The sequence below is a fragment of the Campylobacter sp. VBCF_06 NA8 genome, assembly GCF_027737825.1.
Classification (GTDB): Bacteria; Campylobacterota; Campylobacteria; order Campylobacterales; family Campylobacteraceae; genus Campylobacter_B.
Genome location: NZ_JAOVUB010000003.1, coordinates 150473 through 170986, shown reverse-complemented (window position 1 = coordinate 170986; position 20514 = coordinate 150473). Strand labels below are relative to the sequence as shown.

Sequence of the window (20514 nt, the reverse complement as noted above, 5' to 3'; positions counted from 1 at the left end):
TTAAGGTAAAAAAATGAGATACAAAACAAAACAGATAAAAGTGGGCTCCCTTGCTATCGGCGGGGACGCGCCGATTTCGGTGCAGTCGATGACATTTTCGAAGACAAAAGATATAAATGGCACACTTGCGCAAATCAATCGCCTTTATTTTGCGGGGGCTGATTTGGTGCGATGTGCCGTGCTGGATCACGACGACGCAAAGGCACTATGTGAAATCAAAAAAAATTCGCCCTTGCCGATAGTCGCGGATATTCATTTTAACTATCGCTTGGCGCTTGAAGTCGCCCCTTTTGTCGATGCGATTCGCATAAATCCGGGCAATATCGGCGGAAGTGAGCGCATAAAAGAAGTGGTAAAAGCGTGCAAAGAGCGGAATTTGCCGATTCGCATAGGTGTAAATTCCGGCTCATTAGAAGAGCAGTTTGAAGCTAAATTTGGTAGAACGCCACAAGGCATGATCCAAAGTGCGCTTTATAATTTCAAATTGCTCGAAGACTTCGATTTTACCGACATTGCGATTTCGCTAAAAAGCTCCGATGTGCCTCGCACGGTTGAAGCCTACCGCACACTTCGTCCGCTTTGCGAGTATCCGTTTCATTTAGGCGTTACAGAGGCCGGGACGACCTTCCACGCGACGATAAAAAGTGCAATCGCACTTGGAACGCTTCTTTTAGAGGGTATCGGCGATACGATGAGAGTTTCGATCACAGGCGAACTCGAAGAAGAAATCAAAGTCGCCAAAGCGATACTTCAAGACGCCGGAGTGCAAAAAAGTGGCATAAATATCATCTCGTGTCCTACTTGTGGGCGTTTGCAAAGCGATTTAGTAAGTGCGATTAAAATCGTAGAAGAGCGAACAAAACACATAAAAGCACCTTTAAACATCTCTGTCATGGGCTGCGTGGTAAATGCACTTGGCGAAGCCAAAGGCGCAGATGTCGCAATCGCCTTTGGCAAGGGAAACGGGCTAGTTATCAGACACGGCGAAATAGTAGCAAAGCTAAAAGAGAGCGAGTTAGTGGAGAGATTTTTAAGCGAAGTAGAGGACGAAGTGAAGCGCTACGAAGAGCGCTAAATTTTGGCAAATTTAATGAAATTTAATCAAATTTAATCAAGGCAAATTTATGGAAGTAGCTGCAAATTTATACGATTTGGATATGGAAAGAGCGATTTTAAGCGCGCTCATACAAGACGACGAGGCATACAGCGAAATCGGCGATATGATTGGCGTGGGGGACTTTTATTTCAAACCACACGCTGATGTTTATGAGGCTATCACGAAGTGCGTGGCGCATGATGAGCCTATCGCGCCTAGTTTTATCAAAAAATGGTTAGAAGGCAGGTATAATGAGCAAATTTTCGCCGAAATTTTAGCCACGAGCGGACTAATCGACGCGCGAAAATACGCAAACGAGCTAAAAGAAAAATCCATAAAACGCGGGCTAAATTCTATCGCGCACAGGACGCCTACTATCGTAAATGAAACCCAAAAAGCCAAAGAAGCCGCCGATAAAATCAGCGCAGAAATCTACAAACTAATCGACGAGGAAAAGCACGGCGGGGTCAAAACCAGCCCCGAAATCATTACCGAAGTCGTCAGCGAGCTACGCAAACAAAAAGAGCAAGCAGGCTCTGAGCTAGTGGGGCTTGATACGGGCTTTACATACCTCAATAAATTCACCAAAGGCTACAAACCGGGCGAGCTTATCATCATCGCTGCGCGCCCAGGTATGGGAAAGACAGCCTTCGTGCTAAACTCCATGCTAAAAACGCTCGAAAAGGGCAAGGGCGTGGTGTTTTTTTCACTCGAAATGCCAGCCGTGCAGATTATGTATAGAATGCTAAGTATCGGAAGCTCTGTGCCACTAAATTCGATTTTAAGTGCGACACTAAGCGATGATGATTGGAGCAGGTTTAATGCCGAGTGTGAGCGTATGATGGATTTGCCACTTTTCGTCTATGATAGCGGTCATGTCAATATCCAGCAGGTGCGCACCCAAATGCGCAAACTCAAAGCCGCGCACGAAAATATCGAGCTTTGCGTGGTGGATTATATAGGACTTATGACAAGCACGAGTAATTTTAGCGAGAGGCATTTGCAAATCGCTGAAATTTCGCGCGGATTAAAGCTACTTGCGCGCGAGCTAAATATACCGATTATCGCGCTTTCGCAGCTCAATCGTGGCGTGGAGCTTAGATCAGATAAACGCCCGCAAATGGCGGATTTGCGCGAGAGTGGGGCGATCGAGCAGGACGCGGATATTATACTTTTTGTTTATCGCGATGAGGTCTATAAAGAAAGGGCGTATCGCGAGAAAAGAGCTGCGCTGGAAATGGCAGGCAAAGATCCGAGCGAGATCGAGGAATTTAAGCGAAATGAGCTAGAAGAAAAGGCGGAAATCATCATCGGCAAAAACCGCTCAGGCGAAGCAGGGCGCACGATAGAGGTCGCATTTCAGGGGCCTTATACGCGTTTTGTGGATTTGGTGAGCTTCGGTGGTGCGCCAATGGAGAGTAGCGAGTTTGAAATGACGCCTGATATGACGCCGGATTTTGCCGAAGCAATGCCAATGGTGGGCGAAATTTCACTAGAAAATGGGGCAGGTGCGCCAAATACTGCGCCGGAATTTGCGCCAAATTTTGCAAATCAGGGCGTGGGAGATACTGCGTCAAATTTTGCGCAAGAAAGCGAGAGCGGGGAATTTATCGAAACTGGGGCAGATGAGATTATGCAAAGCGTAGATGTGCCAAGCCAAAGCGTAGATATCGAAAGCTTCGCAATCCCTGATACAAATATGGCAAATGTCCTAAAACAGGGCGCATATACGCAAAATCAAAGTCAAGGCGAAGAGCTTTTTGGCGATGAAAATGCGAGTGAAAACGACGAAAACCCTGTGGATATTTAGGGGCAAAATTTAGCTAAATTTTGAAATTTAAGGAATTTGATGTTTGAAAAAATCGGCGAATTTTTAAATTCGCCTAAAATCGCAAAACCATATTTAATCATAGTTTTGGCCTATATGTCGGCTGTGGCGCCACTTTCGACGGATATGTATCTGCCAGCGCTCAAAAATGTCCAAACCAGCTTTGAGACGAGCGAGTTTTACACTCAACTCTCAATCAGCGCGTTTTTTGTGGCATTTGCGCTAGGTCAGCTGATTTATGGCCCACTAAGCGACATTTATGGTCGCAGAAAGCCCCTGCTAGCGGGCGTTGCGCTATTTATCGTGGCGAGTATTTTATGCGCCAATACCCAAAATATCTACGCTTTTATATTTTTTAGATTTGTCCAAGCCCTTGGCGGGTGCGCTGGCGTGGTGATTGCGCGCGCTGTGATAAATGATAAATTTGACACCGCCCAGGGCGCATCAGTTTTGGCGCTGATGATGATAGTAGGCTCCATAGCGCCTATGCTAGCGCCCACATTTGGAGCGTTTATACTAGATTTTGGCGGGTGGAGAGTGATATTTGGCACGCTTTTTGTGCTTGGAATAATTTTATTTTGTATGATATTTTTAGGGCTTAGGGAGAGCGCGATTATCGACAAGAGCCTAAAACTGGGCTTCAAGCCCGTTTTTATAAACTACGCTAGAATTTTGCAAAATCGCAAATTTTTCATTTTTACGCTTTCGTCTGCGCTTACAATGGCGGCGATGTTTGCCTATATCACGGGCTCTGCGTTTGTTTTTAAGGAGCATTTTGGGCTAAGTAGCAAGGAATTTGGGCTGATTTTTGGCGTAAATGCGCTGTCAATGACGATTTTTTCGGCGATAAACGCCAAAATCGTGCAAAAAATATCGCCTTTTGTGATTTTGCAATTTGCCTTTTTAGCGATGATTGTGGGGGCCTTGTGTTTGCTTGGGTGCGGGCTTTTGGGGCTTGGATTTTGGGCGTTTGAGGTTTGCCTTTTTTTCACGCTGGGTATGAAGGGGCTCATAATCCCAAATGCCGTGGTGCTTGCCATGGCGCGCTTTAAGGGCAAATCAGGCTCTGCCTCAGCCGTGCTAGGCGCGGTGCAAATGGCGGTAGCTGGGCTAATCGCCGCAATCGTGGGAGCTGCCGGCGCAAATCACCCATTTTCGCTAGCTGTGGTAATGGCGATTTGCATTTTCCTAGGATACGGCGTCTATCTGTGCGCGAATAAAAAATTCACTAAAAATTTAAAGCGCAAATTTAGCTAAATTCGCAGAATTTTAAAATTTTATGAATTTTTGCCAAAACACTGCGCTGATTAACCAAAATTTACACATTAATATCAAAATTTGCGCTAAATTTTGGCGTAAATTTAGCGTTTTTACCTTTGATTTTTAGATAAATTTCTTCGGAATTTCTATCATCTTATTTCTTTTGATAAAAAATATGGCTCTTTGGTTTTTGCGCTGTTTTTAGCCCTTTTTGGTGGCGAGTATGATACGGATTTTTAACCCCACTATGCGTTAAGCTCTCGCTCTCGTGGGTTGTTTTTAAATAATCCAAAAATAAAATTCAAGCTTAGCGTTTCGTGGAATTTGAAATTTTAAAATTTTGTAGATTAATGCCCTGCAATGGCGAATTTACGCCACCGCAAGGCATAAAAGGCAAATTTACGCCATAGCTTCGGCGCGGGCTAGAAGCTCTTTTGCCCCTTTGGCGATAAATTTATCGCCAAAATCTGCGCCGATTTTTTGCGCCATTTTCGCATCGAGTCCTGCGCGTGCAAGGCAGAGTTTATCCTCGATAAACTCGCTTCCATCAGGCAGTCCTACGACCGCGCGCACGATCACGCTATCATCTGAGATTTGCGCATTTACGCCGATTGGCACTTGGCAACCGCCCTCCAATCTCGCCACAAACGCCCTTTCTAAATTTGTCGCAAGCACGCTGTTTTCGTCGTTTATGAAATTTAAAATTTCGAGCAACTCTTTTTTGTCGGCACACTCAATCCCTAGTGCTCCTTGACCCATTGCAGGCACCATTTCATCGAGCTCGAAGGTATAAATATACGCCACTTCGGCCCTTAAATTTAGCCTATTTATCCCAGCCATTGCCAAAATTATCGCGTCAAATTCGCCGTCTTTTAGCTTTTTGAGGCGTGTTTGGACATTTCCACGAAGCGAAATAATCTCTAAATCAGGGCGCATTTTTAGAAGTTGCATTTTGCGGCGAAGGCTCGTGGTGCCGATTTTGGCGCCATTTGGCAGGTCGCTAAATTTAGCGTATTTTTCGCTAATCATCGCGTCCCTTTCGTCCTCCCTAGCGCCGATTGCAGCCAAAACTAGACCCTCGGGAAAGACAACTGGCACATCTTTTAGGCTATGCACGGCTAGGTGGGCTTCGCCTCGGAGCATACACTCTTCGAGTTCTTTGGTAAATAGTCCCTTGCCGCCGATTTTTGCAAGCGGTGTGTCTAAAATTTTATCGCCCTTGGTTTTCATGCTTTTTAGCTCGACCTTAATTCCGTGTTTTTGCTCGATTAGCGATTTTATGTGTTCGCTTTGCCACAGAGCTAGCACGCTTCCGCGGGTGGCTATGATTAGATTTTGCATTTATTCTCCTTTTTTCTCTTCGATGATTTCAGCGTCGATTATATCGTCGTTTGCGTGGTTTTTGGGTCTGTAATGGGCGCTGTTTTGTGCGCTATAATCGCTGCTGTTTCGATAAAATGTGTCGTTTTTGGAAGCGGGGTTTTTCAGGTATAAAATCACCGCCGCTACAAGCAAGCAAATGCCCAAAATATCGCTAAGTATGAGTGGCACACATAGCGCAAAACCAGCCGCGACAAAGCCAAATTCACTCAAAATATATTTTGGCGTGATACGGGCGAAATTTGCCAAATTTACCATTGGGCGTTTTGTCATCAAAAATAGCCCCAAAATCGTGCTGGCAAGGACTTCGATGACAAAAATCACAAATCCGTTTGCGTGCAAAAAATAGTATGTGATTATCATTTCTAGCACCAAATACGGAAGTATCAAAAACCTAAACATTTCTATCCTTGCTGAAATTTAAAGCGCCAATTTTATCAAAAGCTTTCTAAATTTTCTATTTTTTGCATTAGCGCTTCGCACGATTTGGCGATATCGTCATAACAGCTCTCAAAATCGCGCGTGTAGTATGGATCTGCGATGATTTTTTGCGATTTTGGCGCGTTTTGGCCTACCGCAAATTCGAGCAAGAATTTTACTTTTGGCGAATTTAGCCCAAAAATTCGGGCTAATGAGTGCATGTTTTCTTCGTCCATACACAAAATCAAATCAAATTTTTCAAGATCAGCTTTTGTGATTTGTGTGGCAACATGAGCCATGAGAGGCACGGCCTTTTCGCGCAATACTCGCTTGGTTTCGTAGTAGGGCGCAGAGCCGATTTCATCGGTGTGAGTGGCTTTGGAATCGCAATGAATTTTATCCTGCAAACCGCGAATTTTTACTAAATTTTCCATGATAGCCTGCGCCATTGGCGAGCGACAAATATTTCCGTGGCAAACGAATAAAATTCTCATTTCTGCCCTTTATTGCGTGATTATGTCGTAGTGATTAGGGATATTTGGCGCGAAAATTTTCTCGTCTATTTTCTCGTTTTTGCGCACGCTTTGCAGATTTATCACGACTTTGTTATCGAGTTTGTCGGTGTATGAGATTTGGTTAGGGGCGTCGTTTTGGGTGGTGATGAAGTATTTCACGCCGTCAAGCTCGGCTTCGTAAGCGCCAGATTTGTTTTGTTTCGCGCCAGATAAAATCGCCACTAAATTCGGCGTTTCTTTGATATTTGTGATGATAGCTTGCTCTAAATCAGGCTCTATGACCGTAACCTTTGTGAAGCTAAAAAATATATTTTTTTTCGTAGGGCTTGTGTAGTGCCACACGGCATGCTCTTTGGTCGCGCTAAAATCGCCTGTGTAGTTGATTTTGGCGTCTTCGCTTTGGACGCTTTGGGTGAAATTTGCGCTTAGAGTGTCGAATTCGAGCGGATTTGCGAGCGAAAACGAAGCACAAAACGCCAATGCAAAAACAGATTTTTTCATATCTCAAACCTCTTTAAATTTAAAATTTTGCGTTATTATAGCTGTTTTTATTAAGTTTAATTAAATAAAAACTAAAAATATGGTAATATGTTCGGTTAAAATTTTAAAATGAAGGTTTGAAATGTTTAAAAGAGTAGTTAGAGGGATTTTTGGCACGAAAAACAATCGTGTGGTCAAACAATACGCAAAACGCGCAAAAGAGATAAACGCGCTAGAAAAAAAATACGAAGCACTCGATGATGAGGCGTTAAAGGGCGAATTTAACGCACTTAAAGAGCAAATCCAAAAGGGCGAAACAACAACTGATAAAATTTTGTATGATGTTTTTGCTATCGTTAGAGAGGCCTCAAAAAGGGTGCTAAATATGCGCCATTTCGATGTCCAGCTAATCGGCGGTATGGTTTTAAATGACGGCGCGATAGCTGAGATGAAAACAGGCGAGGGAAAGACACTGGTCGCAACTTTGCCAGTAGTTTTAAACGCGATGAGTGGCAAGGGCGTGCATGTCGTTACGGTCAATGACTACCTAGCCAAACGCGACGCCGAGCAAATGGGCGTTTTGTATAATTTCTTAGGACTTAGCGTTGGCGTAGTAGTCGGTGGCGAGTATAACGATACTAAGCGCAAAGAGGCTTACGCTTGCGACATAACTTACGGCACAAACAACGAATTTGGCTTTGATTATTTGCGTGATAATATGAAATTTAGCAGCGAAGATAAAGTGCAAAGAGGTCATCATTTCGTAATCGTCGATGAAGTCGATAGTATTTTAATCGACGAGGCTAGAACTCCACTAATCATCTCAGGCCCTACAAACCGCACACTTGATGGCTATGTCAAAGCAAACGAAGTAGCCAAACAAATGGTGCAAGGCCAGGCGCCAGACGATCCAAAAGAGAAGCCAACTGGCGATTTTATCCTAGATGAAAAAAACAAAAGCGTGCTAATTACCGAAGCAGGTATTGCAAAGGCCGAAAAACTCTTTGGCGTAGATAACCTATACAAGCTTGAAAACGCCGTTTTGAGCCACTATTTAGACCAAGCATTAAAAGCAAATTATATATTTAAAAAAGATGTCAATTATGTCGTGCGTGAGGGGCAGATCGTCATCGTCGATGAATTTACAGGCAGACTAAGCGAGGGGCGTCGTTTTAGCGAGGGCTTACACCAAGCACTAGAAGCCAAAGAGGGCGTGCAAATCCAAGAAGAGAGCCAAACCCTAGCTGATATTACATTTCAAAACTATTTTAGAATGTATGAAAAACTAGCAGGCATGACCGGCACAGCCCAAACTGAGGCGACTGAGTTTTCTCAAATTTATAAATTAGAGGTCGTTTCAATCCCTACAAATATCCCAGTGCAAAGACTAGATCAAAACGATTTGATTTACAAAACAGAGCGCGAGAAATTTAACGCCGTAATCGAAGAAGTAAAAAGGCTAAACAAAAAAGGTCAGCCAGTCTTAGTGGGCACCGCGTCGATTGAAAAATCAGAGCTTTTGCACGAGCTTTTGGTTAAAGAAAAAATCGCTCACTCTGTGCTAAATGCTAAAAACCACGAAAAAGAGGCACAAATCATCGCCGAAGCCGGTGCGAAGGGCGCTGTAACAATCGCTACAAATATGGCGGGTCGTGGCGTTGATATCCGCATAAATGATGAAGTCAGGGAGCTTGGCGGGCTTTATATCCTAGGCACAGAACGCCATGAAAGCCGCCGTATCGACAACCAGCTCCGCGGTCGCTCAGGCCGTCAGGGAGATCCGGGCGAGAGTAGATTTTATCTGAGTTTAGAGGATAATTTGCTTCGAATTTTTGGTAGCGATAAGATTAAAAATATTATGGAGCGTTTGGGTTTGCAAGACGGCGAACATATCGAGTCGAAAATGGTCTCTCGTGCCGTAGAAAATGCGCAAAAAAAGGTCGAGAGCCTGCATTTCGAGGCTAGAAAACATATCCTAGAATACGACGATGTCGCAAACGAGCAGAGAAAGACGATTTATAAATACCGAAACGAGCTTTTGGATAAAGAATTTGATCTAAAAGACAAAATTTTGCAAAACCGCGAAGAGTATATCGCAAGTGTGCTAGATGATTTGGAGATTTTCGACGGAGATGAGAAGGAAAAATTCGATTATGAGGCGATAATAAACCGCATTTTAAACGATACTGGCGAGATGCTAAATGAGGCGAATTTGAAAAATGCTAATGATTATGGCGAGTTAAAAAGCGTGATTGTAGAGCAACTTCAAAACTCTTACGAGGAAAAAATGAGCCAAATCGATCAGGCTCAGCGCAAAGAGATCGAAAAAATGCTTTATTTGCAAATCGTTGATCGCGACTGGCGTGAGCATTTATACCAAATGGATACCCTAAAAACGGGCATTGGACTAAGGGGATACAATCACAAAGACCCGCTAACTGAGTATAAAAAAGAAAGCTACAATCTCTTTATGGAGCTTGTTTTGCGCCTAAAAAGCGATAGTATCCGCACCTTGCAACTAATTCGCTTCAAAACCCAAGAAGAAATCGACGCCGAAAGAGAGGCTATGCAAGAGCAAATGCGTAGCGAAGCGCAGGACGAAATAAACGAAGCTAACACAAATGAAGATGAAATTTCAAATTCAAGCGAAAATTTAAAATCGAGTGAAAATCAAAGCACAGAAAATAGCGAATTTTCGCTAGGCGCGAAAAAACCTAAACGAAATGACCCGTGTCCATGCGGAAGCGGTAAAAAATACAAAGACTGCCACGGAAAAGGTGGCCCTAAAAAAGGCGGTTTTGCAAGGTAACTTGCAAACGCCTAATTTTAAAATTCACAGGGCAGACTTTGATAAAATATCTACTTTTTAAATATTTGCGTTTCGACAAATCCCAGCCATTTATCACGCTTTCCGCGATTTTGGCGTTTTTGGGCGTGAGTATCGGACTAATGGTGCTAATCATCGCAATGGCGATAATGAACGGTTTCGATAAAGAATTTCAACGCAAACTCTTTACGATGAACTATCCTATCACGATACACAGCCAGTTTCGCGGTGGTATCACAAACGATGATGTCGAAATTTTAAAGGGTGATTTCCCAAATTTAAAATTTAGCCCATATATCAGCTCGCAAGTCATCGCTAAAAATGGCGATAGATTAGAGGGTGGGATAATCTTTGGCGTAAATTTGGCCGATGAAATTCAAATAAACTCAGTCGTCGCAGATGGGGCGAAAGACGCGAATTTGAGCGAATTTGGCATTATGGTCGGTAAGGGCATAAAGGACGAATTTATGCTGGATATGGGCGATAAAATCACAATGATTTTTACCAAAAACGACCCAGGCGGATTTGCGCTGATTCCAAAAATGAAGCGATTTGAGGTGCGCGCTAGCTTTGATTCTGGCTTAATCGCTTATGATAAGGCATATTCTTACGCGAGCGTGGGCGATTTGGCGAAAATTTTGGGCTATGACGAGGGGCGATATGACGGGGTGCATGTTTTCTCAGACGATCCATTTAAGGATTTAGAAATCATAAAAGAAAATCTCCCGCCGAGCGCGCGCGCTGTTGGCTGGTGGCAACAAAACGGCAACTTTTTCTCAGCCCTTGCGCTTGAAAAACGGGCGCTTTTTTTGGTGCTTTTGCTAATAATCTTAGTGGCTAGCTTAAATATCGTTAGTTCGCTTTTGATGACCGTGATGAATCGTCGCCAAGAAATCGCGCTTTTGCTTAGCCTTGGGGCGAGCAAAAAAGAGGTGAAAAAGACATTTTTCTCGCTTGGGGCGACGATTGGCGGAAGCGGAATAATCTTTGGCCTTATTTTGGGGCTTTTTGGGGTTTGGTTGCTTGGAAATTTCGATATCATCGACCTGCCAGCCGATGTTTATGGAAGCAGCAAACTGCCTATGGAGCTATCATTTAGCGATTTGATTTCTACCGTAGTAGGAGCTGTGATAATAGTAGCACTCTCATCATGGTATCCAGCCAAAAAGGCCACCGAAGTCGATGTTTTGCAAACTTTGCGTAATGAATAATTTAAATTTAATAAAGGAGAATTTATGAAAAAGTTAATTTTATGCGCCCTAGTGGCTGGGTTTTTTATCGGTTGCGGTGGCACGAAAGAGCCGGGCGTGAGCGAGAGCGCGCCAATCGAGCAGAAAAAAATCGAGCCAAATTTCAACCAAAATAGCGCTGGTTGCACCACAGGCTGCATGGACGCCGTAATCAAAGCCCAAGAAGCAAACAAAAATATAAAAAGATAAATTTCAATGGTAGTTTTTTAACTACCATTTCCACTTAAAATTCCCAAATTTAGCCCAAAAATAAATCTGATTTTTATTAAATTTAAGGTAAAATTGAAGCTTAAATTTTTATTTAAAGGTTTTTTATGACTTTAATCGACGGAAAAGCGATAAGCGCAAAGGTCAAAGAAGAGGTAAAAATCGCAGCCGCAGGGCTTAGTGCGAAGGGCGTCACTCCGGGGCTTGCGGTGATTTTAGTGGGCGAGGACAAGGCTAGTGCTACCTATGTGGCTAGCAAAGAAAAGGCGTGCGTAGCGTGCGGTATAAATTCTTACCCATATCATCTAAGCGCGCAAACTACCGAAACTGCGCTATTAGAGCTAATTTCTGAGCTTAATGCTGATGAAAATGTCGATGGCATACTTGTCCAACTTCCACTTCCAAAACACATTGATACAAATAAAATTTTAGAAAAAATCGATCCTAGCAAAGATGTCGATGGATTTCACGCTGTAAATGTCGGCAGGCTAGTTAGCGGATTAGAGGCTTTTGTGCCATGCACGCCACTTGGCATTATGCGACTTTTGGCTGAATACAGCATAGAAACAAACGGCGCAAACGCTGTGGTAATTGGCAGAAGCAATATAGTCGGCAAACCTATGGCAAATTTGCTTTTAAACGCGAATTCTACCGTTACTATCACACACTCTCGCACCAAAAATTTAGCCAAAATTTGCTCGCAGGCTGATATCTTAGTCGCAGCGATTGGAAAGCCAAATTTTGTAAGTGCTGATATGGTAAAAGATGGCGCAGTGGTCATTGATGTAGGCATAAACCGCCTAGAAAACGGCAAACTAACCGGCGATGTGGATTTCGACGCAGTCGCGCCTAAATGCTCGTTTATCACGCCAGTTCCTGGTGGCGTGGGTCCTATGACAATCGCAATGCTACTTCAAAACACAATCACATCGGCGCGCAACCGCCTAAAAAGAAGCAAATAAATGAAATTTCTAGGTTCGCTTTATCGCTTTTCATCTAGCTGGGTTGGCACGATTTGCATTGTGCTTTTTATCATACTTTTTGTGGCGCAAGCTTTTGTGATTCCAAGCGGATCGATGAGAGTTACGCTTTTAGAGGGCGATTTTTTGTTTGTGAAAAAATTTAGCTACGGAATACCAACTCCTCATATCCCATTTATCGAGGTTCCAGTAGCCCCTGATAGCGACGGAGACGGACATTTAATCCAAGGCAAACGCCCACAGCGTGGTGATATCGTGGTATTTCGCTATCCAAAAGATGAGAAAATTCACTATGTCAAGCGAAATTTTGCCGTTGGTGGAGATGAAGTGATTTTTGATTTAGATAATTTCTACCTCAGACCAAACGAGGGCGATGAATTTATAGAGCAAAACTACGATAAAAGCGATATTGTCATCTTAAACGGACAAAAATATGTAAAAGAACCGTATAAATTTAAAGGCATAAATTACAATCCGCATTTTAGAAACGCCATGCGGGCAAGCATGCTTGGAAATTTAGAGCGCAAAAGCCTAGCAATGCGCCCTATAATGGTGGCTGAGAGCGAGAAGGTATATGAATACGGCGGTGTGAAATTTAACGCATTTTATATCAAAGTTCCGCAAGATGAGTTTTTTATGATTGGCGATAACCGCAATAACTCGGGCGATAGCAGGTATTGGGGCACCGTGCCGTATCGCCTAATCGTAGGCAAGCCATGGTTTACTTATTTTAGTATCGATCCTGATAAAAAAATCCGCTGGGAGAGAATAGGGCGCTTCATCGACACGCTTCAAAGCGATGAGAGCTTGATTTATGAGCAAAAATAAAGGGAAAAAATGCAGGTAAAAAAGGTTTTTATTGCGGGTGATCACGCTTCGCCGGCTGTGAAGGAAGAGGTCAAAAAAATAATCGCAAATTTGGGCTATGAGTTCGAAGATTTAGGCACAAATGACGAAAATATCAGCGTGGATTATCCTGATTTCGCGAAAATTTTGGCTGATAAAATTTTGGTTGAAAGCAAAAATTTAGCCAGCGCAAACGGCGAGCAAAACAGCGAAGATAGCACAAAATTTGGAATTTATGGAATTTTAATTTGTGGCACAGGCATTGGGATTTCGATTGCGGCAAACCGCCACGCACATATTCGTTGCGCGCTTTGCCACGATAGCTTAACTGCTAGGCTTTGCAGGGAGCATAATAACGCAAATGTGCTTGCATTTGGCGCAAGAGTGCTAGGAATCGCAGAGATCGAGGATATGATAAAGACATTTTTTAGCACAAATTTTAGTGGCGGCAGACACGAAAGACGCGTGAATAAGCTAGGTGTGATTGCCTGCGATGTGAGCGCAAAATAGGGCGAGATATGATAGTAGTTTTTGAAATTTTAAGCTTTGTTTTGGCTGTATTGTTGGTGCTTTCGATCCGTAAAAATATTAAAATTTACGATAAACTGGCAAAATGCGAAGATGAAATTTCAAAATTAAAAGAAAATCAAGAAAAGCTAAAATCTGCGTTGGAGCTTAGCATACAGGCCTTGCAAAGCGACGAAGCAGAAAAGTTAAATTTAAGATTGCAAAATGCAAAATTATTAAAGGATAGAGGATGAAAACTTTAAGCAATGATGATAAAGCTTATCTTTTTAAATCATTAAGGACTATCGAGGATTTCCCTAAACCCGGGATTTTGTTTTACGATGTAACGACACTTTTGGGCGATAAAAAGGCATTTAGCTTTTTGCTAGATCATCTCGTAGATCGCTACAAGGATTACGAGCTTGATTATATCGTAGGGATTGAGAGCAGGGGATTTATCTTTGGTGCGGCACTTGCGGCTAGGCTAAATTTGGCTTTCGTGCCGATTCGCAAACCAAAAAAACTTCCATATATCACCATTTCGCAAAAATACTCTCTCGAATACGGCTTCGATCAGGTTGAAATGCATGTCGATGCCTTTGACGCAGTCGCAAACGCGCAAAATCGCAAAGCCAGAGTGCTTTTAATCGACGATTTAATCGCTACTGGTGGCACTGCCAAAGCCGCGCTTGATTTGATCGCGCAAACAAACGCCGATTGCGTGGAAGCGTGCTTTTTGCTAAATTTGCGTGCATTAAACGATCTGGGCGAATTTGAAGCAAGAACGAAAGTTTATTGCGTTTTAGAGGCTTAGTTTGGAAGAAACGCTCAAAGAAATTCTAACCCAGTATCATCAATACGCTTATATCGTGCTTTTTGTGTGGTGCGCATTAGAGGGCGAAATCGCGCTAGTTTTGGGCGGGATTTTGGCGCACGAGGGGCATATAAATTTACCACTTGGTATTTTTGTCGCGGCGTGTGGGGCATTTGCGGGCGATCAATTTTATTTTTATATCGGCAGGTATAATAAAAACTACATTAGCAAAAAATTAGCCACCCAACGCCGCAAATTTGCTATCGCGCACCTGCTTTTACAGCGTTGGGGTTGGATTTTGATATTTATCCAGCGATATATGTATGGTTTGCGCATGATAATTCCGATGAGTATCGGCATTACCCGTTATAGTGCCAAAAAATTTGCATTTATAAATTTCATAAGCGCGATTGCATGGGCGAGTATGACGATGATACCTGCGTGGTATTTCGGCAAGCAAATTTGGCAAGCGATAAATTTGATCGAGCAATACTGGTATTTTGCGATACCGCTGATTGCCGGAATTGTCTTTGGGTTTTATAAAATTTTTGCAAGATTAGAAAATCATTTTATAAATTTAAGAAAGGATAGAGATGAAAGTAACATTATTGAATCAAAATTTTGACGCGATAAATGCGGATTTTGAGGTGATTTTTATCGTCGGTGGTGACACAGCTCACCGCTTTGTCAAAGACGGCGATAAATTTGATTTTTTTGATTACAAAGGCGAGGGAAATTTGCTTTTAAGCGAGCAAAAAAGGCTATATATAGGCATAAAAGCCTTAGAATACGACCGCGTGAGAGTGGGCGTAGCGCAGGCATACAACACGCTAAAAAATCTTAAAATTTCAAATTTTAAAATCGCATTTTATGATTGCGGTTGCACGAAAAAAAGCGCAATGGCTATGGCTGAGGGCGCAGTGCTGGGCGCGTATGAGTTTAACAAATACAAAAGCGAAAAAAAATCCTACACTCTAAATGAAATTTTTATCGCTAGCGACACATACACAGGCTCTACGCTAGAAGCCGATAAAGCTGGTCGTGGCGTGAAATTTGGCACTATTATGGCGGACGCAGCGAATTTCGCCAAAAACGGCGTCAATGAAATCCCTGAAATTTACACTCCGCACAAAATGGCAGATGAGGCTGAAATTTTGGCTTCAAACTACGATGATGTCAGCGTAGCTGTGTATGATGAGAGATTTTTAGAAGAAGAGAAAATGAACGCGTTTTTGGCTGTCAATCGCGCCTCAGCTCATCGCCCACGCCTAATTCACCTTACCTACAAACCTGAAAAATGCCTTCAAAAGGTCGTTTTCGTGGGCAAGGGTTTGACCTATGATAGTGGCGGACTTAGCCTAAAACCGAGCGATTATATGCTGACAATGAAAGCTGACAAAAGTGGTGCGCTTGCAGCTATGGCGATTATCAAAGGCGCTGCCGAGCTTGATTTGCCTTTTGAAATCCACGCTATCATCGGTGCTACCGAAAACATGATAGGTGGCAACGCCTACAAACCAGACGATGTGCTAATCTCTCGCTCTGGCGTGAGTATCGAGGTGCGAAACACAGACGCAGAGGGTAGGTTGGTGCTAGCTGATTGTCTAAGTTACGCTCAGGATTTAAACCCTGATTTGTTAATTGATATGGCGACACTTACAGGGGCTTGCGTAGTGGGACTTGGCGAATACACAAGCGGACTTTTAGGAAATAATGAAGAGCTAAAATTAAAATTTAAAAATTTAACCAAAGCTAGTGGCGAGCTTTTTACGATTTTGGAATTTAATGATTATTTGCGAGAACTTATCAAATCAAATATTGCAGATGTCGCAAATACAGCGTCTAGCAGATACGGTGGCACGACCACAGCGGGACTTTTCCTTGATAAATTTATCAAACCTGAATTTAAAGACAAATGGCTCCACCTCGATATCGCAGGCCCAGCCTATGTCGAAAAAGCGTGGGGATATAACCAATTCGGCGCGACAGGTGCGGCAGTTAGAGCAAATCTATACTATCTAATGGCTCTGCAAAAAGAGCTAGAAAAGAGGGGCTAATGGGGCTTTCTGTTGGAATCGTAGGTTTGCCAAATGTGGGCAAATCTACCACTTTTAATGCGCTAACAAAGGCGCAAAATGCCCAGGCGCAAAACTATCCGTTTTGCACAATCGAGCCAAACAAGGCTATCGTGCCGGTGCCTGATACTAGGCTTGATGAGCTAGCCAAAATTGTAAATCCAGAGCGCATAATGCACTCCACGATCGAATTTGTCGATATCGCTGGACTTGTAAAGGGTGCTAGCAAGGGCGAGGGTTTGGGAAATAAATTTCTCTCAAATATCCGTGAAGCCGAGATTATTTTGCATATCGTGCGTTGCTTCGAAGACGGCAATATCACGCATGTCGAGGGCAGTATCGATCCGATCCGCGATATCGAAATCATTGAAACCGAGCTTGTTTTAGCCGATATCGAGCAGTTGGGCAGAAAAATCGAGCGGCTAAACAAAGAGGCCAAAGCAAACGCCAAAGGCGCCAAAGAGGCCTTGGCACTCGCAAATAAGCTTTTAGAACATTTAAATTTAGGCAAACCTGCTTCAAATTTCGCAGACAAAGACAGCGAAGTCTTCGCGAGCTTAAACAAAGAGTTGCGCCTGCTTTCTGCAAAAGAGGTGATTTATGGCGCAAATGTCGATGAGGACGGCATAGCGCAGGATAATGAGTATGTAAAAGCCGTAAAAGAGTATGCAAATGCGCGAAATGCCGAAGTTATCAAGCTTTGCGCTAAAATCGAAGAGGAATTAATCGGTCTAGGTGATGATGAAGCGCACGAAATGCTTCAAAGCCTAGGCGCGGAAGAAAGCGGACTAGATAATATCATCAGAAGATCTTTTGCGAAGCTAAATTTGATAAGCTATTTTACCGCTGGGGTTATGGAAGTGCGCGCATGGACGATAACCAAAGGCTGGAAAGCGCCAAAGGCGGCTAGCGTGATACATAATGATTTCGAGCGTGGTTTTATCCGTGCAGAGGTGATTAGCTACGATGATTTCGTGGCGTGCGGTGGTGAAAGTAGGGCAAAAGAGGCAGGAAAAATGCGTCTAGAAGGCAAGGATTATGTAGTAAATGATGGCGATGTAATGCATTTTAGGTTTAATGTGTAATTTAATTTTTTTTTGAAATATGCAAATTTTGATTATTTTTCTTAAAATTTAAGTTTTTTTACATTAAAATTACTTGAAATTTTTGAAGTAAAATTTGCAAATTTATCTAAAATTTATGGTAAATGGGCGCGTGTTATCTTTCTATTTACTTTTTTTAGGTATTTTTCGGTTTTATTTTTAAGGAGTTAAAATGAAAAAGTTTTTAGGTCTTTTGGCATTAGCAGGCGCAGTGACTTTTTCTGGTGCTAACACACTAGAACAAATCAAAGCGAGCAATACGCTAAGAATTGGTGTAGGTGAGCACGATGCTCCAATGAGTTCTATTTCAAAAAGTGGCAAATTTCAAGGTTTTGAAATTGAATTGGCGAAAGAACTAGCAAAAGCCATTTTAGGAGACGGTGGTAAGGTAGAATTCGTCGCTGTTAAAGATGCTGAGCGTATGGACGCAGTAACTCAAAACAGAGTTGATTTGCTAATCCACAATTATTCAAGAACGCCTGAGCGCGAGAAATCAATGGACTTTTCTATGCCTTATCTTTCAACAACGGATGCTGTTGTTACTAAAAAAGATTTAGGCGTCCAAAGACTAAGCGATTTAAGAGGTAGAAGAGTTCTAGTTGTCCCAGGCACATCAGCTGAAGTCGCTCTTAACAAAGAACCACAAATCCAACAAGTTCCTTGCTCTACATCAAAAGAGTGTTTGGATAAGCTAAGAGCTGGCGAAGCTGACGGCTATGCTAGAAAAATCACAGCAATCGCTACTATTCCTTTTGTTGATGATAGATTTGAGCTTGCTATCAAACGCATAGGAGCTATCGCTTTCAACTGCGTAGGCACTCAAAAAGGCAACCGCGATTTAATGGAAATCGTGGATAGCAAAATCCTATCTCTATCACAAGAAGGCTTCTTTGCTGATATGTATGAGCAAACTTTCGAGCTATTCTATCGTGGTGAGCTAGAAGAGAAAATGTTCGTTCTAGATGATATTTATGAAGCATTGCTATAATTAGTGCTTTTTGATACTATACTTGGGCGCCTTTTTTAAGGCGCCTTTTTTTATGGCTGAAAATTTTATCTATCCAATCTGTCGTTGCGAGAAAACTAAGTTTTTGAGGCAATTCAGAAAAATTCTTTAATCTCTAATTTGTCATTGCGAGAAACGGCGCAAGCTGTTTCGTGGCAATCTACGAGTGAAAAATTTAAGGTCGGTATTTTTGCAAATTCACCGCAAAGAATTTTATACTCGTAGATTGCTTCGCTTTCTACGAAATCTCGCAATGACAAAAAAATATGTCATTGCGAGAGCCGAAAGGCTCGAAGCAATCCAGTAAAATTTAGAGAGAATTTCAATTTATCAAAATTTATCTGAATTTCCCTAGATTGCTTCGCTACGCTCACAATGACAGCAAAAACACACGCTTTAAATTTTTAACTCGCAGATTGCTTCGTCGCTGTTTCACAGCTCCTCGCAATGACAAATCAACGCGCATTTCGGGGCAGTATTTGCAATGACAATAGCGAGCAAATTTAGCCAAACCCAAAACACATAATTAAGCCAAATTTGGCTAAAATGCGAGGTTTTTTGAAAGGCAAAAATGGTTAGATATTATATTTTACTTCGCAATTTTCGCAACTATCGCTTGCTATTTAGCGCGGGATTTATCTGCATGTTTGGCGTGTGGTTTTCGATCGTAGGTATCGCTACGCTACTAATCGAGCTGGGCGCGCCTGTGTGGGCGATCACCGCTGTGGGTGTGGTGTCGTTTATACCAAATATATTTTTAGCCCCGATTAATGGCATTATCGTGGATAAATTTCGCCCAAAGCCCCTAATGGTGAGCATGTTCGCCATAGAGATTGTGACGATTTTCATGCTGATTTTTATCAATGATTTGGCGTATTTGTGGCTACTTTTGGGTATCGTCGTGGTGCGAAGCGTGGCTGGGACGCTCTTTTATCAAACCGAGTCTTCGACCCTGCCGAAATTTCTACCAAAGCCGTATTTGAAGCTAGCAAATGAGCTAACTAGCATTAGCTGGACGATTACTTATACCCTTGGTATGGCGCTAGCTGGGGTGTTTATACACTATTTTGGGGTTAGAGCGGCGTTTATTTTGGATTTTTGCTTGTATGTTTTTTCATTTTTTATCCTAATTCGCCTAAATTTTAAAGATATTGCAGGAAGTAGCACGCAAAGCGCGATAAAAATGCTAAAAGAGGGCTTTACTTACATACGCTCGCGCCCTTTGGTGGTGCATTTAATCGTAATTCACGCCTTTGTGGCGGTTACGACTTATGATAATCTCATCGCGCTACTAGCGAAATTTGAGTATAAAGAAATCCTAAGCGCGTCGTTGGTGATTGGGCTGATGAATATGGCGCGCTCAGCCGCGGCGTTTTTTGGGCAGATGTGGCTGACGCGTATCGTAAATTTGAAGCGGTATTTTTGGATTTTGCTAGGGCAGGGCGGGGGAATCATGCTCTGGGCGGCGTTGGAGTTTAATTACTGGCTTTCGTTTATCGGTATCGTGATGGCTGGATTTTTTATCACGACGGTGTGGTCGTATTCTTTCACGCAACTCCAAAGCCATGTCGATAGGGAGTTTTTCGGGCGGGTGATTGCGTATAATGATATGGCGTATTTCATCGTCGCAACTCTGACCTCAGCGGTTATCGGTGCGCTGTATTCGCTAGGGCTGGCGCTGTGGCAGATAACATTTCTAATGGGATTTATGTTTATAATCGCTGCGGTGTATTATAAATTTATCGTGTATGATAGGTATCTAAGCAAGGAGTGAGGTTTGATGATTTGTCGTTGCGAGCGTAGCGAAGCAATCCAGAAAAAATTAAATTCAAAATTCTACTTAAATTTAGCATTGAACGATTTTAGGAATTTAACCTGCGCCGTGAAATTCTCCGTAAGGGGGAGGGCGCGCTTGTTTGC

Annotated in this window: 21 protein-coding genes and 1 pseudogene; 16 read left to right on the top strand and 6 right to left on the bottom strand. The window is 42.7% G+C overall.

Going from position 1 to position 20514, the window contains the following annotated elements; genetic code table 11:
- Positions 1–13: 13 nt before the first annotated feature.
- The 3 genes and pseudogenes from ispG to OFO10_RS05170 all read left to right on the top strand — a co-directional run bounded on the left by ispG (position 14) and on the right by OFO10_RS05170 (position 4181).
- A complete protein-coding gene (ispG, locus tag OFO10_RS05180) occupies positions 14–1075 on the top strand; it encodes a flavodoxin-dependent (E)-4-hydroxy-3-methylbut-2-enyl-diphosphate synthase (protein WP_270866344.1) in 1062 nt (353 codons plus the stop codon).
- A 49-nt stretch (positions 1076–1124) separates the two neighbouring features.
- Positions 1125–2483, top strand: a pseudogene (locus OFO10_RS05175) (replicative DNA helicase); the annotation flags it as partial.
- A gap of 462 nt (positions 2484–2945) precedes the next feature.
- Positions 2946–4181 (top strand): multidrug effflux MFS transporter, encoded by a 1236-nt coding sequence (locus OFO10_RS05170; RefSeq protein ID WP_270866342.1) that lies wholly within the window; start codon positions 2946–2948, stop codon positions 4179–4181.
- A 157-nt stretch (positions 4182–4338) separates the two neighbouring features.
- Here the strand turns inward: OFO10_RS05170 and OFO10_RS05165 are convergent, their stop codons facing one another.
- The 5 genes from OFO10_RS05165 to lolA all read right to left on the bottom strand — a co-directional run bounded on the left by OFO10_RS05165 (position 4339) and on the right by lolA (position 7000).
- Complete coding sequence (locus tag OFO10_RS05165; protein WP_270866341.1) at positions 4339–4476, bottom strand: hypothetical protein; 138 nt, start codon at positions 4474–4476, stop codon at positions 4339–4341.
- Between the two features lie 107 nt (positions 4477–4583).
- Positions 4584–5525 (bottom strand): hydroxymethylbilane synthase, encoded by a 942-nt coding sequence (gene hemC / locus OFO10_RS05160; RefSeq protein WP_270866340.1) that lies wholly within the window; start codon positions 5523–5525, stop codon positions 4584–4586.
- Positions 5526–5966 (bottom strand): FxsA family protein, encoded by a 441-nt coding sequence (locus OFO10_RS05155; protein WP_270866339.1) that lies wholly within the window; start codon positions 5964–5966, stop codon positions 5526–5528.
- A gap of 35 nt (positions 5967–6001) precedes the next feature.
- Positions 6002–6478 carry a low molecular weight protein-tyrosine-phosphatase gene (locus OFO10_RS05150; protein ID WP_270866338.1) on the bottom strand — a complete coding sequence of 159 codons (477 nt, stop codon included), beginning with the start codon at positions 6476–6478 and terminating at the stop codon, positions 6002–6004.
- 9 nt (positions 6479–6487) lie between these two features.
- Positions 6488–7000: a LolA-like outer membrane lipoprotein chaperone gene (gene lolA / locus OFO10_RS05145; RefSeq protein ID WP_270866337.1), complete on the bottom strand. Its 513-nt coding sequence runs from the start codon at positions 6998–7000 to the stop codon at positions 6488–6490.
- A gap of 121 nt (positions 7001–7121) precedes the next feature.
- Here lolA and secA point away from each other — a divergent pair, with 121 nt between their 5' ends.
- The 12 genes from secA to OFO10_RS05085 all read left to right on the top strand — a co-directional run bounded on the left by secA (position 7122) and on the right by OFO10_RS05085 (position 18576).
- Positions 7122–9788, top strand: a complete 2667-nt coding sequence (secA, locus tag OFO10_RS05140) for a preprotein translocase subunit SecA (protein ID WP_270866336.1) — start codon at positions 7122–7124, stop codon at positions 9786–9788.
- A gap of 38 nt (positions 9789–9826) precedes the next feature.
- On the top strand, positions 9827–11017 hold the full coding sequence (locus OFO10_RS05135; protein WP_270866335.1) for an ABC transporter permease: 1191 nt from the start codon (positions 9827–9829) through the stop codon (positions 11015–11017).
- 24 nt (positions 11018–11041) lie between these two features.
- Positions 11042–11245 carry a hypothetical protein gene (locus OFO10_RS05130; protein WP_270866334.1) on the top strand — a complete coding sequence of 68 codons (204 nt, stop codon included), beginning with the start codon at positions 11042–11044 and terminating at the stop codon, positions 11243–11245.
- 125 nt (positions 11246–11370) lie between these two features.
- Positions 11371–12225 (top strand): bifunctional methylenetetrahydrofolate dehydrogenase/methenyltetrahydrofolate cyclohydrolase FolD, encoded by an 855-nt coding sequence (gene folD / locus OFO10_RS05125; RefSeq protein ID WP_270866333.1) that lies wholly within the window; start codon positions 11371–11373, stop codon positions 12223–12225.
- Complete coding sequence (lepB, locus tag OFO10_RS05120) at positions 12226–13071, top strand: signal peptidase I (RefSeq protein WP_270864993.1); 846 nt, start codon at positions 12226–12228, stop codon at positions 13069–13071.
- Positions 13072–13080: 9 nt separating this feature from the next.
- Positions 13081–13599, top strand: coding sequence for an RpiB/LacA/LacB family sugar-phosphate isomerase (locus tag OFO10_RS05115; RefSeq protein ID WP_270866332.1), 519 nt, complete (start codon positions 13081–13083; stop codon positions 13597–13599).
- 8 nt (positions 13600–13607) lie between these two features.
- Complete coding sequence (locus tag OFO10_RS05110; RefSeq protein ID WP_270866331.1) at positions 13608–13850, top strand: hypothetical protein; 243 nt, start codon at positions 13608–13610, stop codon at positions 13848–13850.
- Positions 13847–14410 (top strand): adenine phosphoribosyltransferase, encoded by a 564-nt coding sequence (gene apt, locus OFO10_RS05105; protein ID WP_270864995.1) that lies wholly within the window; start codon positions 13847–13849, stop codon positions 14408–14410. The genes OFO10_RS05110 and apt overlap by 4 nt, the downstream gene beginning before the upstream one ends.
- A gap of 1 nt (position 14411) precedes the next feature.
- Complete coding sequence (locus OFO10_RS05100; RefSeq protein WP_270866330.1) at positions 14412–15035, top strand: DedA family protein; 624 nt, start codon at positions 14412–14414, stop codon at positions 15033–15035.
- Complete coding sequence (locus OFO10_RS05095; RefSeq protein ID WP_270866329.1) at positions 15004–16467, top strand: leucyl aminopeptidase; 1464 nt, start codon at positions 15004–15006, stop codon at positions 16465–16467. Before OFO10_RS05100 ends, OFO10_RS05095 begins: the two co-directional genes overlap by 32 nt.
- On the top strand, positions 16467–17570 hold the full coding sequence (ychF, locus tag OFO10_RS05090; RefSeq protein ID WP_270866328.1) for a redox-regulated ATPase YchF: 1104 nt from the start codon (positions 16467–16469) through the stop codon (positions 17568–17570). The genes OFO10_RS05095 and ychF overlap by 1 nt, the downstream gene beginning before the upstream one ends.
- 229 nt (positions 17571–17799) lie before the next feature.
- Positions 17800–18576 (top strand): transporter substrate-binding domain-containing protein, encoded by a 777-nt coding sequence (locus OFO10_RS05085; RefSeq protein ID WP_270866327.1) that lies wholly within the window; start codon positions 17800–17802, stop codon positions 18574–18576.
- Positions 18577–18689: 113 nt separating this feature from the next.
- Here the strand turns inward: OFO10_RS05085 and OFO10_RS05080 are convergent, their stop codons facing one another.
- Positions 18690–18854 carry a hypothetical protein gene (locus OFO10_RS05080; RefSeq protein ID WP_270866326.1) on the bottom strand — a complete coding sequence of 55 codons (165 nt, stop codon included), beginning with the start codon at positions 18852–18854 and terminating at the stop codon, positions 18690–18692.
- Positions 18855–19165: 311 nt separating this feature from the next.
- Between OFO10_RS05080 and OFO10_RS05075 the strand changes: the two genes are divergently transcribed.
- Entirely contained in the window at positions 19166–20368 is a 1203-nt protein-coding gene (locus tag OFO10_RS05075) for an MFS transporter (RefSeq protein WP_270866325.1), read from the top strand.
- Positions 20369–20514 lie beyond the last annotated feature (146 nt).